The 14348-nt window shown below is 73.9% G+C and carries 11 protein-coding genes and 1 tRNA gene; 3 read left to right on the top strand and 9 right to left on the bottom strand.

Annotated elements, in window-relative coordinates:
• Window positions 1–155: 155 nt before the first annotated feature.
• Both ACFFGY_RS12425 and ACFFGY_RS12420 read right to left on the bottom strand, forming a co-directional pair.
• Window positions 156–2444: an NADP-dependent malic enzyme gene (locus ACFFGY_RS12425; protein ID WP_377045045.1), complete on the bottom strand. Its 2289-nt coding sequence runs from the start codon at window positions 2442–2444 to the stop codon at window positions 156–158.
• Between the two features lie 91 nt (window positions 2445–2535).
• A tRNA-Leu gene (locus ACFFGY_RS12420) sits at window positions 2536–2621 on the bottom strand.
• 24 nt (window positions 2622–2645) lie between these two features.
• Between ACFFGY_RS12420 and lipB the strand changes: the two genes are divergently transcribed.
• Both lipB and ACFFGY_RS12410 read left to right on the top strand, forming a co-directional pair.
• Window positions 2646–3392: a lipoyl(octanoyl) transferase LipB gene (lipB, locus tag ACFFGY_RS12415; RefSeq protein ID WP_377044812.1), complete on the top strand. Its 747-nt coding sequence runs from the start codon at window positions 2646–2648 to the stop codon at window positions 3390–3392.
• A gap of 344 nt (window positions 3393–3736) precedes the next feature.
• Window positions 3737–4525, top strand: coding sequence for a DUF2189 domain-containing protein (locus ACFFGY_RS12410; protein WP_377044811.1), 789 nt, complete (start codon window positions 3737–3739; stop codon window positions 4523–4525).
• 24 nt (window positions 4526–4549) lie between these two features.
• On the opposite strand, the gene ACFFGY_RS12405 is transcribed toward ACFFGY_RS12410, so the two are convergent.
• The 3 genes from ACFFGY_RS12405 to ACFFGY_RS12395 form a co-directional block, all read right to left on the bottom strand.
• On the bottom strand, window positions 4550–5401 hold the full coding sequence (locus ACFFGY_RS12405; protein ID WP_377044810.1) for a nitroreductase family protein: 852 nt from the start codon (window positions 5399–5401) through the stop codon (window positions 4550–4552).
• 84 nt (window positions 5402–5485) lie between these two features.
• Window positions 5486–6595 carry an alpha-hydroxy acid oxidase gene (locus tag ACFFGY_RS12400; RefSeq protein ID WP_377044809.1) on the bottom strand — a complete coding sequence of 370 codons (1110 nt, stop codon included), beginning with the start codon at window positions 6593–6595 and terminating at the stop codon, window positions 5486–5488.
• Window positions 6596–6831: 236 nt separating this feature from the next.
• Window positions 6832–8253: a DEAD/DEAH box helicase gene (locus ACFFGY_RS12395; protein WP_377044808.1), complete on the bottom strand. Its 1422-nt coding sequence runs from the start codon at window positions 8251–8253 to the stop codon at window positions 6832–6834.
• 274 nt (window positions 8254–8527) lie between these two features.
• On the opposite strand from ACFFGY_RS12395, the gene ACFFGY_RS12390 reads away from it, so the two are divergent.
• Window positions 8528–9439 carry a DUF817 domain-containing protein gene (locus tag ACFFGY_RS12390; protein WP_377044807.1) on the top strand — a complete coding sequence of 304 codons (912 nt, stop codon included), beginning with the start codon at window positions 8528–8530 and terminating at the stop codon, window positions 9437–9439.
• Window positions 9440–9617: 178 nt separating this feature from the next.
• Here ACFFGY_RS12390 and ACFFGY_RS12385 read toward each other — a convergent pair whose 3' ends face one another.
• From ACFFGY_RS12385 to ACFFGY_RS12370, 4 genes are all read right to left on the bottom strand, one after another.
• Window positions 9618–9893, bottom strand: a complete 276-nt coding sequence (locus ACFFGY_RS12385) for an acylphosphatase (protein WP_377044806.1) — start codon at window positions 9891–9893, stop codon at window positions 9618–9620.
• The gene (locus tag ACFFGY_RS12380) at window positions 9890–10597 is read right to left on the bottom strand and encodes an ATP12 family chaperone protein (RefSeq protein WP_377044805.1); all 708 of its coding nucleotides are present in this window, start codon (window positions 10595–10597) and stop codon (window positions 9890–9892) included. The genes ACFFGY_RS12385 and ACFFGY_RS12380 overlap by 4 nt, the downstream gene beginning before the upstream one ends.
• A 171-nt stretch (window positions 10598–10768) precedes the next feature.
• Window positions 10769–13378: an AsmA family protein gene (locus tag ACFFGY_RS12375; RefSeq protein WP_377044804.1), complete on the bottom strand. Its 2610-nt coding sequence runs from the start codon at window positions 13376–13378 to the stop codon at window positions 10769–10771.
• Complete coding sequence (locus tag ACFFGY_RS12370) at window positions 13378–14346, bottom strand: RluA family pseudouridine synthase (RefSeq protein ID WP_377044803.1); 969 nt, start codon at window positions 14344–14346, stop codon at window positions 13378–13380. Before ACFFGY_RS12370 ends, ACFFGY_RS12375 begins: the two co-directional genes overlap by 1 nt.
• Window positions 14347–14348 lie beyond the last annotated feature (2 nt).

Below are 14348 nucleotides of genomic sequence, written 5' to 3'. Positions count from 1 at the left end.
AACGCGCAACCAGGGAAAAACCGGGCCATTTCCGCGCCCAAACCCGGCACTTGCCCCTGGCCGGGAGGGCGCGACTCGGCAGGAGCCGAGGCGAGGGGGACGAGCGGGGCAGGGCCCTTGGCGGACCCGTTCCGGACCCGGCCCCCGGGCGAGGCTTACACCCCGTCCTGCATCGCGATCTCCTTGGCCACCACCAGCGCCGTCAGGTTGACGATGCCGCGCGCGGTGACCGAGGGCACCAGCACGTGTACCGGCTTGCGCATGCCCAGCAGCATCGGCCCGACCTGCAGCCCGTCCGCCGCCGCCTTCAACAGGTTGTAGGCGATGTTGGCGGCATCCAGGTTCGGGAAGACCAGGAGGTTGGCGTTGCCCGAGAAGCGGCTGTCGGCCACCACGCGGTCGCGCACCGCCTGGATCAGCGCCGCGTCGGCCTGCATCTCGCCGTCCACGGCCAGTTCCGGGTCGGCCTCGCGGATCAGCTTCAGCGCGGCGCGCATCTTCTTGGCGGACGGCGCCTGCGAGGCCCCGAAGGAGGAGTGCGACAGCAGCGCCGCGCGGGGCTGCCGCCCGAAGGCGCGCACCTGGGCGGCCGCCAGCAGCGTCATCTCCGCCACCTGTGCCTCGTCGGGGTCCACCAGCAGGTGGGTGTCCACGAAGAAGGTGGTGCCGGCCTGGGTGATCACGCCGGTCAGCGCGTAGGCGCGGCCGACATCCTCGCGCTTGCCGATGATGTCGTTGACCTGGTGCCAGTGGCGCATCCACTCGCCGTTGCCGCCCACGATCGCGGCATCGACCTGCCCGTCCTCGAGCAGCAGCGAGGCCGCCACGGTGGGCCGGGTGCGCAGGTTCAGCGCCGCCGCCTCGGGCGGGATGCCGCGCCGGCCGACCTTGCGGGCGTAAAGCTCACCCAGCGGGCCGAACACCGCGGCATCGGCCTGCGAGGTCGGGTCCATGATGCGCACGCTCTGGTCGATGTCCATGCGCAGGCCCATGGCCTTGATCCGCGCGGCGATCACCTCGCGCCGGCCGATCAGCACCGGCTCGGCGATGCCCTCGTCGAGCACCGTCTGCACGGCGCGCAGGGTGCGGTCGTCCTCGCCCTCGGCATAGGCCACGCGCTTGGGCGCCTGGCGCGCGGATTCGAACACGGGCCGCATCAGGTCGCCCGAGCGGAAGACGTGGCGCTCCAGCTCGCGCTTGTAGTCCGCCATGTCGGCGATCGGGCGCGTCGCCACGCCGCTGTCCATCGCGGCCTTGGCCACGGCGGGCGCGATCTCCAGGATCAGGCGCGGGTCGAAGGGCTTGGGGATGATGTATTCCGGCCCGAACACCGGCGCGTGGCCGCCATAGGCCGCGGCCACCACCTCGGACGCCTCGGCACGCGCCAGGCGGGCGATCGCCTCCACCGCCGCGACCTTCATTTCCTCGTTGATCGTGGTGGCGCCGCAATCGAGCGCACCGCGGAAGATGAAGGGGAAGCACAGGACGTTGTTGACCTGGTTCGGGTAGTCCGAGCGCCCCGTGGCCACGATCGCGTCCGGCCGCGCCGCCTTGGCCGCCTCGGGCAGGATCTCCGGCTCGGGGTTGGCCAGCGCCAGGATCAGCGGCTTGTCGCCCATGCTCGGCAGCCATTCGGCCTTGAGCACGCGCGGTGCCGACAGGCCCAGGAACACGTCCGCGCCGCCCAGCACGTCGGGCAGCTTGCGGGCATTGGTCTGCCGGGCGTAGCGCGACTTGTAGGGGTCCATCAGGGTGGTGCGGCCCTCGTAGACCACGCCCTCGATGTCGCAGACGGTGATGTTGTCGCGGTTGGCACCCATCGCCACCAGCAGATCGAGGCAGGCCAGTGCCGCGGCACCCGCGCCCGAGGTGACGATCTTGGCCTGGGCGATGTCCTTGCCCTGCATCACCAGCCCGTTGCGCACCGCGGCCGCCACGATGATCGCGGTGCCGTGCTGGTCGTCGTGGAAGACCGGGATCTTCATGCGCTCGCGCAGCGTGCGCTCGATCTCGAAGCACTCGGGCGCCTTGATGTCCTCGAGGTTGATGGCGCCGAAGGAGGGCTCCATCACCGCGACTGCCTCGATGAACTTCTGCGGGTCGCGCTCTTCGATCTCGATATCGACGCTGTCGATGCCGGCGAACTTCTTGAAGAGGACCGCCTTGCCTTCCATCACCGGCTTCGAGGCCAGCGCGCCGATGGCACCCAGGCCCAGCACGGCGGTGCCGTTGGTGATCACGGCCACCATGTTGCCGCGGGTGGTGTAGTCGTAGGCGGTGTCGGGGTTGGCCGCGATTTCCTCGCAGGCCGCCGCCACACCGGGCGAATAGGCAAGGGCCAAGTCACGCTGGCTTGCCATGCGCTTGGTGGGCTCGATGCTCAGCTTCCCGGGACGGGGCAGCCGGTGGTAATCGAGCGCGGCTTTGCGGAAATCCTCGTCCATCATTCTCTCTCCGGACCAACGCGGCGCGATGTCGCGGCCTGTCCTATCAGCGGGAGAGTGTCGGGGCGAGGGAGGCTAGGAGAAGAAAATCTGGTGCGGTCGAGAAGATTCGAACTTCCACGGGGTTTCCCCCACCAGCACCTCAAGCTGGCGCGTCTACCATTCCGCCACGACCGCGTGCAGACGAGGCGCCTATAACCGATGACCACGGAACCCGCAACGGCCCCCCCGCTGAATCCTGGGGACGCCGATCTCACGCTTTCGGCCCCCGGCACCCCGCCGGCGGGCGACGCCCTGCTCGTGCCCCCAATCCAGTGGCAGGTGCTGGAAGGCTACACGCCCTACGACAGCAGCCTGGCCGCCATGGAAGCGCGCGCGAGCGCGATCCGCGCCGGCACGGCGGCCGAGGCCGTATGGCTGGTGGAACATCCGCCGACCTACACCGCCGGCACCTCGGCGCGGCCGGAGGACCTGCGTGACGAGCGATTCCCGACCTTCAAGGCCGGGCGTGGCGGGCAGTGGACCTACCATGGCCCAGGCCAGCGCACCGCCTACGTCATGCTGGACCTGACTCGGCCGCATGGCACGGTGGCGGCGCGCGACGTGCGCGCCTTCGTCCACGGCCTCGAGGAGTGGATGATCCGCGCGCTGGACCGCTTCAACCTGCGTGGCGAGCGGCGCGAAGGCCGCGTCGGCATCTGGGTGGCCGACCCGAAGACCGGCGGCGAAAGCAAGATCGGCGCGATCGGCGTGCGCGTGACCCGCTGGGTGAGCTGGCACGGCATCGCGCTGAACGTCGATCCGGACCTCGGCCACTTCGGCGGCATCGTGCCCTGCGGCATCAGCGAGCACGGCGTCACCAGCCTCCACGACCTCGGCATCCTGGCCACGATGGAAGAGGCCGACGCGGCGCTGATGTCGGCCTGGAAGGACGTTTTCGGCGACTGAGCCTGACGGCAGCACCGCCCGACGGATCCGGTCAGGTCACGGTGCGAAACCGCGGCGGCACCCGCTGCCGCGGCGACCTCGCCCACACGGCGCGGGCGGAGCTGAGCCCGTCTCCGGAGCACGCCGTGGCGGGGTGGCTCGGCGGAACGGGACCGGAGCGGTGGCACGGCCGGAACGGCGTCCCGGGCCTGCCCGCCGATTAACGTCGCAAATCCCGCCCGGGAAGCGCATCCTGGCGCGACGCGAACGGCCCGGCATCGGAGGCCATGACACTGGCCCGGCCTCCGCCCGGTGATCGTCCCCGCAGCCAAGCGGCGGCGAGGCGCCGCCGGAGGAGGCCCAGAATGGTTCGCACCACCACGGTCACCACCCTCGCCACCGACGACCTCCCCATGGTCCGACGCATCGGCGCCGGCGATGTCGGCGCCGCCCTGCGCGCCGGGTGGGAGGACTTCCTGGCCAACCCCACCCCGGTGATCTTCCTGTCGGTGATCTATCCCGTGATCGCGGTGGTGGGGGCGCTGAGCGGCTCGGGCCGCGACCTGCTGCCGCTGGTCTGGCCGCTGGTGTCCGGCTTCGCGCTGGTCGGCCCGCTCGCCGCGCTGGGGATCTACGAGATGAGCCGCCGGCGGGAGCAGGGCCTGGAGGTGTCCTGGCTCAATGCCTTCGACATCCTGCGCTCGCCCTCGCTGGGCTCGATCCTGGCGCTGGGAGTCGTTCTGCTGGCGATCTTCGTGGCCTGGATCGGCGCGGCGCGGTGGATCTACGCGCAGACCCTGGGCGAGCAGGCGCCGGCCTCGGCGGCGCAGTTCGCCCGGCAGCTCTTCACCACCGACGAGGGATGGCGCCTCGTGGTGCTGGGCAACCTCGCCGGCGCCCTCTTCGCGCTGGTGGTGCTGGCGCTGACGGTGGTGTCCTTCCCGCTGCTGCTCGACCGTCCGGTCAGCATGGCGACGGCGATGCGCACCTCGATCCGCGCGCTCGCCACCAACCCCGGCCCGATGCTGCTCTGGGGCGCGATCGTCGGCTTCCTGCTGCTGCTCGGCAGCCTGCCCTTCTTCGTGGGGCTGGCGATCGTGCTGCCGGTGCTCGGCCACGCCACCTGGCACCTGTTCCGCCGGCTGGTGGAGTGACCTGGCGGCTCGCGGCCTATTGCCTCAGCGCAGCGGCAGGCCGAGCCGCTCCAGCGCCGCGCGCAGCCCGTCGCGCCCGGCCAGCGACCGCAGCGTGCCCAGCCGCGTCAGCACGCGCTGCGTCCAAGTATAGGCGCGCCGCTCCTGCGCACCGCTGAAACGCTCCAGCGCCGCGTCGTAGCCGGGCAGCGCCGCCATGTCGGCCGCGGGGGCGTAGTGCCCGCGGTGCAGCACGGCCGCCTGCGGCAGGCGCGGCTTCACGCCGGCATTGCTGCGCGCGGCCTCGGTGCCGACGCAGAGGCCGAACACCGCGGCGCTGCCGGGCGGCAGTTGCAGCAGCGCCGCCACGCGCTCCACATCGTTGCGCAACGCGCCGATATACACGGTGGACAGCCCCAGGCTTTCCGCCGCGACCACGGCGTTCTGCGCCGCGAAGGCCGCGTCCATCGCCGCCACCAGGAAGGTTTCCGTGAAGGGCAGCCCTTCCAGCACCGCCCCTTCCGCTTCGGCGATCCGCGCGTGGCGCGACAGGTCCGCCACGAACACCAGGAAGAGCGGGCACTCCTCGATGTGCCGCTGCCCGGAAGCGACCTCGGCCAGCACCGCGCGGTCCGACGGGTCGGTCACCGCCACCACCGACCAGGCCTGCATGTTCGACGACGTCGCCGCCGACTGCGCCGCCGCCACCAGCATCTCCAGCGTGCCGGCCGGCAGCGGCGTGGGGTCGTAGGCACGCACGGAGCGGTGGCGCAGCAGCACCGCCAGCGTCTCGTTCCACGGCCCGTCGCCCGCAGGGATCGTGCCGCCGTAGCGCGCGTCCAGCGCCTCGCGCCGCGCGGCGGGTCCGGTCGGCAGTTCGTTCCGTGACTCGGACATCGGCGGCGTTCCTCCCGTGCGTGAAGCGGCCATGGCGCCTCGTGCCTGCCTTCCGGTCAAGCCGGCAGGGCGGCGGAACGGTGCTCAGCCCGCCCCGTCCTCCCACAGCACGGCGCGCGTCACGGCCGCGAGGTCGCGGCAGCCGCAGAGCGCCATCGCCGCTTCCAGCTCCGTGCGCAGGATCTTCACCAGGTGCGCCACGCCCACCGCACCGCCCACCGCCAGCGCGTGCACCTGTGGCCGCCCGACCAGCACCGCCGAGGCGCCCAGCGCCAGGGCCTTCAGCACGTCGGTGCCGCGGCGCACGCCGCCGTCCAGGAGCACCGGCACACGCCCGGCCACGCGTGCCGCCACGGCGGGGAGGAGGTCGATCGCCGCCGGCATCCCGTCCAGCGTTCGGCCGCCGTGATTGCTCACGATGATGCCGTCGGCGCCGAGCGCCACCGCCTCCGCCGCGTCATCCGGGTCGGTGATGCCCTTGAGCAGGATCGGCAGCCGCGTGTGCGCCCGCAGCCAGGCGAGGTCGCTCCAGCGCGGCGCGGCGTCGAGCAGCCCCCGGAACACCGGGCTCTCGGCCGGCGTGGCGCGGTTCGCGGGCGCCGGCGGCAACCCCGCGAGGTTCACCGCCACCAAGCCCTCGGGCAGGCGGAAGCCGCCGCGCGCTTCGCGGTCGCGCAGCGTGACCGGCGCGTCCACCGTCAGCACCACCGCCCCGTAGCCCGCCGCCTCTGCGCGGCCGAGCAGCGCCGCGGTGAAGTCTCGGTCGTGCTGCAGGTAGAGCTGGAACCACAGAGGCGCCGCCGCGCCGTCCACCCGCGCCCGCGCGGCGATGGCCTCGATCGGCTGGCTGGCCTGGGTGCTGACCACCATGCCCGTGCCCGTCGCCGCCGCGCCCAGCGCCGTGGCGAGCTCGCCTTCCGGATGCGCCAGCCGTTGCAGCGCCACCGGCGCCAGCAGGATCGGGTGTTCCAGTGCCTGTCCCAGGATCGCGCTGCGCGTGTTGGCGCCGCCGAGGTCACGCAGCACCCGCGCGCGCAGCCGGAGCCGCGCGAAGGCGGCGCGGTTCTCGCGCAGCGTCCATTCCTCGCCCGCGCCGCCGGCCAGGTAGTCCCAGCTGTGCCGGTCCAGCCGCGCCTCGGCCGCGCGCTCGTAGTCGGCGGCGCACACGATCTCGGGCGGGATCACGGGGGACATGGCGCCGTCGGCTCAACGCTGTTGCAGTGCCGGTGTAGAGCGGATCGCCGTTGCGCGCGAAACCCCGGGACGGCGGGGAGGGGGGACGTGCCTACGCCCACCAGAGGTTCTGCGCGGCGCGCCCGTACTCCTGGGTAGACTGGCTCTGGTCCGCAGCCACGAAAAAAGGGCTCCCCGGCTGCCCGGAAAGCCCCTCTTCAGATCACCGGACCAGCCCCCGCAGGGGCCGGCGCCGTTCAGCCGGCGTTGTCGCGGAAGTCGCCGTTGCGCCAGTTCATGTCCTTGCTCTCGCCGTCGCGGCGCGGCCCGCGGTCGCCGCCGGGGCGACCCTGCCCACCGCGCCCGCCGGCACCGCCGCCAGGCTTGCGGTCGCCCGCGAACTGCGGCCGGCGCGGGTCGCCGGAGCGACCGCCACCGCCGTTGCCGCCGCCGCCGGAGCGCTGCCCCTGCGCGGGACGCTGCCCCTGGCCCTGACGCTGGCCACCGCCGCCGCCGCGACCCTGGCGCGCCGGGGCGCGGGGGATCGGGCCAGTCGGGATCTCGCCCTCGGCCGGCACGCTCTGGCGCGTCAGCTTCTCGACGGCGCGCAGCAACGGCACGTCCTCGATCGCCACCAGCGCGATGGCTTCGCCCGAAGCGCCGGCGCGCGCGGTGCGGCCGATGCGGTGGACGTAGGTTTCCGCCACTTCCGGCAGGTCGTACTGGATCACGTGGGTCACGCCCGACACGTCGATGCCGCGCGCGGCGATGTCGGTCGCGACCAGGATCGGCGCCGTGCCGCGCTTGAAGGCGTCGAGCGCGCGCTCGCGCTGGCCCTGGCTCTTGTTGCCGTGGATGGCGTTGGCCGCCAGCCCGTCGAGCTCCAGCTGCTTCACGATGCGGTCCGCGCCGTGCTTGGTGCGCGAGAACACCAGGGTGCGCCCGACCTCGGGCTTGCGCAGCAGATCGGCCAGGATGGCGCGCTTGCCGTCGCGGCCGACATGGATGGCGCGCTGGTTCACGCGCTCGGCCGTGGTGGCGACCGGCGTCACCTCGACCTTGACGGGCTCGCGCAGCAGGTCCTTGGCCAGCGACGCGATGGCTTCCGGCATCGTGGCCGAGAAGAACATCGTGTGCCGCTGCTTGGGCAGCATCGCCGAGATGCGGCGGATCGCGGGCCAGAAGCCGCGGTCGAGCATCTGGTCGGCCTCATCCAGGATGAAGGCCTCCAGACCATCGAGGCGGCAGTGGCGCGTGCCGATATGGTCGAGCAGCCGGCCCGGCGTGGCGACGATGATGTCGACGCCGTTGGCCAGCGCGCGCTTCTGCGGGTTCTCCGGCACGCCACCGAAGATCAGCGCGGTGCGCAGGCCCATGTGGCGGCCGTAGCTCTTGATGCTGTCGTGGATCTGCGAGGCGAGCTCGCGCGTCGGCGACAGGATCAGCGCGCGGCAGCCGGTGGGCTGGGCGCGGCGCTTGTCGGCGGCCAGGCGGTGCAGCAGCGGCAGCGAGAAGGCGGCGGTCTTGCCGGTGCCGGTCTGGGCGATGCCCAGCACGTCGCGGCCCTCGAGCGCGGAGGGGATCGCCTGCGCCTGGATCGGCGTGGGCGTCGTGTAGCCCTCTTCCTCCAGCGCGCGCAGGATGGGCGCGGCGAGGCCGAGGCTGGTGAAGTCGGTCATCGAGTTCGATCAGGTCCGGGAAGCGCCCGGCATGGTGCGGGGCACTTCGAGCGGGCCGCGAACGACGCGAGCGGCGGCCCAGTACGGGAATGGCTCCTGGGAGGGCCATGATGGAGGCGGCCCGCACGCGTCAGGGAGCTATCCGGCGAGAACCGCCGGCACCCGCCATATGGCCCGCGGCGGGCGGGGGCGCAAGGGCGATCCATGGCCCTGCGGCATGGCCGGGACGCGCGGCAGCGGCTAGGGTCGCGCATCCATCAGGCGGGACCTCGGCGTGGCGCTTCCTCCTCCCTGGCAGGCGCGTGGCAGCGCCGCCCGGCTCTGGCCGCCGATCGCCCGCTTCACCGCGGCGGAGCGGCGGCTGGGCGATGCCGCGGCGGCACGCGGACCGCTGGCGGCCGGGCTCTACGAGTTCCTGCGCTTCGGCATCAAGCAGGGCTGGGCCTGCCTGTTCGGCGCGCTGATGCTGCTGCTGATGCTGGGAACGCACCTGTGGTACCCGGCCGACGCGCCGGTGGCGCGCTACGACGCGCTGGTGCTGGCCTCGCTCGCGATACAGGCAGCACTTCTGCTGCTGCGCATGGAAACCGTCGAGGAAGCCAAGGTCATCCTGCTGTTCCACCTCGTCGGCACGGCGATGGAGGTGTTCAAGACCGCGATGGGCTCCTGGATCTATCCGGAGCCGAGCCTCCTGCGCATCGGCGGCGTGCCGCTGTTCACCGGCTTCATGTACGCCGCCGTGGGCTCCTACCTCGCGCGTATCTGGCGCCTGCTCGACTTCCGCTTCACGCGACACCCGCCGTTCCGCGCGACGCTGGTGCTGGCGGTGCTGATCTACCTGAACTTCTTCACCCACCACGCCGTCGCGGACATGCGCTGGGCGCTGTTCCTCGGCGCCGCGGTGCTGTTCGGCCGCACCACCGTGCATTTCCGGATGTGGCGCGCCTACCGCCGCATGCCGTTGCTGCTCGGCTTCCTGCTGGTCACGCTGTTTATCTGGTTCGCCGAGAACCTGGGCACCTTCACCAGGGCCTGGATCTACCCGTCGCAGGCGGCGGGCTGGTCACCGGTGAGCCTGGCGAAGTTCGGCTCCTGGTTCCTGTTGATGCTGATCAGCTACGTGATGGTGTCCGCCGTGCACGGCCCGCGCCCGATGCCGCGGGAGGCCCGGGCGGAACCCGCCTGACGCGCCGACGGCGCCACGCTGGCGTTGAAGGCGGGGTGAGAATGGCGACCCCCGTTCACCAATGAGGCCGGCGCCGTGATCGGGGGCCGTGCGCGCGGTGGTCCCGCGAGCGGTCGTCACGGCGGGGGCAGGCAGAACCTTCCGGCGCAACCGGGGCGCGCGGCTCCGCTCCGCCGCCTCAGAGCGTGGGGCGACGGTGGAAGCCCGGCTCCACCGGCGGCTCGGCGAAGCTTTCGCGCAGCTCGTCCACCCGCGCGAGCGCCGGGCCGCGCCGGCACAGCGAGAGCACGTCGCGCACCGCCGCTTCCTCGCCGCAGAGCAGCGCTTCCACCGTGCCGTCGGCGCGGTTGCGGACCCAGCCCGACAGCCCGTGCGCCTCGGCCACGCGAAGCAGCCAGTCGCGGTAGCCCACGCCCTGCACCCGCCCCGCCACCCGAACGAGTCGCGCGCTCATGCGGCGTGCGCCAGGCTGAGGAGGCGTGCCGCCAGCGCCACCTCGGCCGCCATGCGCTCGCGCCGCGCCAGGGCCTCGGCATCCTCGCCCCAAAGGCTTTCCTGGTGCGTCTCGTCGAGAGTGGCCAGCCGGTGCGCCGCCACCGCATCGATCTGTCCGTCCGCCAGCGCCAGCCCCAGCACGAGCGAGCCGGTGGCCGGCACCACGATGCCCAGCGCCGCGAGTTCCAGCGGCACGAAGCCGCCCACCACGCGGTGCAGCGCCTGCAGCGCCGCCGGGTCCTGGGCGAGGTGCATGATGCCGGTCGTGCTGCGCAGCCGCGCGCCGTGCCGCGCGTCGCACCAGTTGAGCAGGGGGTCCCACTCGGCGGCTTGCTGCGCCGCCAGCACCCGGTCCGTGGCGCGGTAGCACAGGAGGTCGCTCTCGCCGTAGCGGCTGATCTCGCGCACCGTGGGCGCGGGGTCGGGCGCGATGCGGTCGACCGCGGTGGCGGCCAGCCGCGTCAGCGGCACGTCCTCCAGCGACATCTCGCCACCCTTGGCGCCGCCGGCGGCGCCCCATTCCTCCGCGACTGCGTCGGCCAGCGCCCGGTTCGGCAGGGTGAGCGACCCGGCGCCGGGCAGGCGCATCGGGCGTCCATCGAGGGTGATCGAGAAGCCGCCAACAACCTCGGCGACCTCGGCACGGTCCCAGAAACGCTTCATTCCGGTGCTGTACCGCAGAAGCCGCCGCGGGGCCAACCGTGCCGGCGTGGACGGGCGCGTGGGCGTTGCCCGACCGTCGTCCCGCCGCGGCCGCCACGGCTCGCCGGCCGCGGCGGGACGACGGTGGGAGCGTCCGTCGGCGCCGACCACAGCCGTTCCCGGCCGGGGATGTCAGCGCGTCAGCAGCCCGCGCAGCAGGTCGCCCATGCTGGTGCTGGCCCGCCCGCCCGCGGCCGGTTCGGGCACCGGGCCGTCGCGGCCGCCGCGGGCGATCCGCAGCTGGGCGGCGCAGCCCGCTTCCTCGGGCGCTGGCGGGCGGTCGCCGGCCAGGTCCTGCAGGATCGCGGCCCCGGCGGCCGCGGCGCCGCCGCCGTCGGGGCGCAGGCGCGGGGCGGCCATCGCCCCGTCCACGATCACCGGCAGCGTCAGCCCCAGCCCGCCGATGCGCGCGCGGGGCAGTAGCCTGAGGTCGAGCCGTTCCTGCCGGAGGTCCACGAGGCCGGAGCCCAACACGCTGGCGATGTCGGTTTCCAGCAGCATCGCCTGCGCCCGCGCCACGCCCTCGGCCGCCTGCAGGCGAAGGGCGAAGCAGCGCAGCGCCTCGCTGCCGTTGGCCGGCGCGTTTGGCAGGAGCAGCCGTCGCAGGTCGCCGCCGAAGCGGTCCAGCAGCCGCAGGTCGATCCGCCCGTTGGCCAGCGCCAGGCCGAGCGGCCCGTCCAGCGTCGCCGCCAGCTCCGCGAGGCTGTTGCCGCGTGCCGTGAGCGCCGCCTCGGCTTCCAGCGTGCCGCTGACGCCGCCCGGCAGCGCCGCCGCCGCGGTGACCGCGCCAAGGTCGAGCGAGGGCGCCGCCAGTCGGATCGCGACCGCGCCGGGGCTGGCGCTGCCGTCCGCCGTGAGGTCGAGCGAGAGGGGGCCGCCGGCGCCGTTCACCGTGACCGGCGAGGCCCGCAGCCGCCCGTCATGCAGCGACAGCGTGGCCGCGCCATCGCGCCAGTCGATCCCGCCGGCGCGCAGCCGCGTCACCGCCAGCGTCGCATCCGCCTCGACCCGCCGCAGCCGGTCGAAGGGCAGCGGAACGTCCGGGATCACGCGCCGGCCGGGCCGTGCCGCCGGCAGGGCCGGGGGCTGCGGGGCGGCGGGCGCCTGCGGCGGGGCGGCCTGCGTCTCGGCCGGTGCTGCCGGCAGCGCGACCGCCGGCGCCGGCGGCGCAATGGTATCCAGGTCGAGGTCGCTGAAGCGCAGCTCCGCCCCCACCGCCGGCACGGCGCCCGGACGGAAGCGAAGGCTCCCGCCGCCCTGAAGCTGCGCCGCGTGCAGCGCCAGGTCGTCGAGCCTGAGCCAGCCTTCCGCCGTGTCGAGGCGCGCCGAGGCGGTCACGTCGCGCAGGCCCGGCAGCGGACGCCCCGCCAGGCTGCCCAGCCGGCCCAGATCGTTCACCCGCGCGTTGAGCCGCAGCGCGGCGCCGTCGAGCCGCGGTCCGGCGACGGTGCCTTCCGCGCTGAGGGCCAGGTCGTCGCCGTTGATCGAGAGCTGCAGCGGCCACCCCGCCGGGGCCGGGCCGCCGCGCAGCTGGTCGGCCGGGGGCAGCGAAGCGTTCCAGCTCAGCGGCAGGGCGTGCAGCACTGCGGCACCGGAGGCCGCGATCGCCGCATTCCCGCGCGGGGCGTAGAAGGACACATCCGTCAGCCGCAGTTCCGGCACCCAGCCGCGGAGGTCGAGGCTGGCCGCCGTCAGCCGTGCCTCGGCGATGCCGGCGGGCGAAAGATCGGCCCCGAGCGCGAGATCGCGCGCCTCGGGCAGCGCGGCGCCCGGCAGCGCCGGGGACAGGCGGTCCAGCCGGTCCGCCGTGACGGCGAGGTGCGCGTTCCAGCTGGTTTCCGCCAGGGCGCCGTTGAGCGTGGCGTCCAGCCCCTCGGCGCTCAGATCCGCCTCGATCGGCCAGGTGCCGCCGGGGGCAGGATGCAGCAGCGCCGCCAGGGTGCCGCCCCGGGCGTCGAGCCGCAGGGCGAGGTTGCGCGCCACCACGGTGCCAGTGGCACGCAGCGTCGCGTTCTCGGCGTCGGTGGACAGGTCGAGCACCGGCAGGGCCAGCGCCTCGTCGCGCCCGTTGCGCGCGTCGTGCCAGGTGGCGTGGCCGTCGCGCAGCACGACCTCGTGCAGGACCACCTCCCAGGCCGAGCCGCCGCCGGCGGCGGGGATCGTGGCGCGCGCCGTGGGGGCGGGCTGGCCGGGCGTGGCCCGATCCGATGCGGGCTGCGCCGGCGTGGCCTGACCTGAGGTGGCCTGGCCTGGGGTGGCCTGACCTGGGGTGACATGACCCGGCGCGGGCTGGGCGGGGGCACCCTGCGCCAGGTTGGCCGGCGGGGTCGCGGCGGCCGTCCCGGCGGGCGGGCGCGACAGGCGCCAGTTCAGGCGTCCGTCGCGGTCGCTCTCGACCAGCAGATCGGGCGCTTCGAGCACGAGGCGGCGGACGTCGATGCGCCGCTGCAGCAGCGGCAGTAGCGCGACCTCGGCCTCCACGCGCTGCGCGGCCAGCATCGCGGGCCGCGAGCCGCCGGGCGCGTTGGCGAGGCTCGGCCCGTCCAGCACCACGGTCGGCACCAGCGACAGCTTGAGCGAGACCGGGCCGCTCAGCGTGAAGCGGCGGCCGGTGGCCTCGGTCACGGCAGCCTCCAGTCGCGTCCGCAGCGCCTCGCCATTCAAGAGCGTTTGCGCGGCCCCGGCCGCCAGCACCGGCAGGGCCACCACGACCCCGCCAACAACCCACCAACGGCGGCGCATCAGCGGGTCCGGCGCGGGGCGGGGGTTTTCGGGCGGTCGAAGCCCAGGAAGGCGAAGGTCTCGTTCATGTGCGGCGGCAGGGGGGCCGAAACCTCCAGCGTGCCGCCCTCGGGGTGCGGCACGGCGATGGCGCGGGCATGGAGGTGCAACTCGCCCGACAGATCCTCGAGATGCGCGGCCGAGCCGCCATACTTGCCGTCGCCCACGATCGGGCACTTCAGCGCCGAGGCCGCGTGGACGCGCAGCTGGTGGGTGCGGCCGGTCAGCGGGTTCATCTCCAGCCAGGCGGCGTAGCCCCGCGCGGCGTCGACGGTGCGGTAGTCGGTGAAGGCGCGCGTGCCCTCGCCATCCTCGGCCGGCGCCACGCGCTCGCCACGCAGGCCGGCCTGCTTGCTGAGCGGCATGTTGATGTGGCCGTCACGCGGCGTCGGCACGCCCGCCACCACCGCCCAGTAGGTCTTGTGCGCGTCGCGACCCCGGAAGGCGGCGGCGAGCTTGGTGGCGGCGGTCGCGGTGCGCGCCAGCAGCAGCACGCCCGAGGTGTCGCGGTCGAGGCGGTGCACCAGGCGGGGCCGTTCCTCGGCCTCGAAGCGCAGGGCATCGAGCATGGCGTCGAGGTTGCGGGTGATGCCCGGGCCGCCCTGCACCGCCAGCCCGTGCGGCTTGTCCAGCACCAGCACCGAGCGATCCCGGTGGATCACCAGCCGTTCCAGCATCGCCGCGTCGCGGTCGGACACCGGGCGCTCGGCCTTGGGCGCCGGGGCCTCGGGCATGGGGGGCACGCGGATTTCCTGGCCGGGGCTGAGGCGGGTGTTGGCCTCGGCCTTCCGGCCGTCCACGCGGATCTGCCCGGTGCGGAGCATCTTCTGGAGGGCGCCCTGGGTGAGGGCAGGGTGATGCCGGCGGAACCAGCGGTCGAGGCGGATCTCGGCCTCGTCCTCGGACACGGTGCGGGTGGCGAAACTCATGA

The organism is Roseomonas elaeocarpi (assembly GCF_042433915.1).
In the GTDB taxonomy this organism is placed as follows: domain Bacteria; phylum Pseudomonadota; class Alphaproteobacteria; order Acetobacterales; family Acetobacteraceae; genus Roseomonas; species Roseomonas elaeocarpi.
The sequence above is the reverse complement of the archived record's forward strand: the minus strand, read 5'-3'. Positions and strand labels throughout refer to the sequence as shown.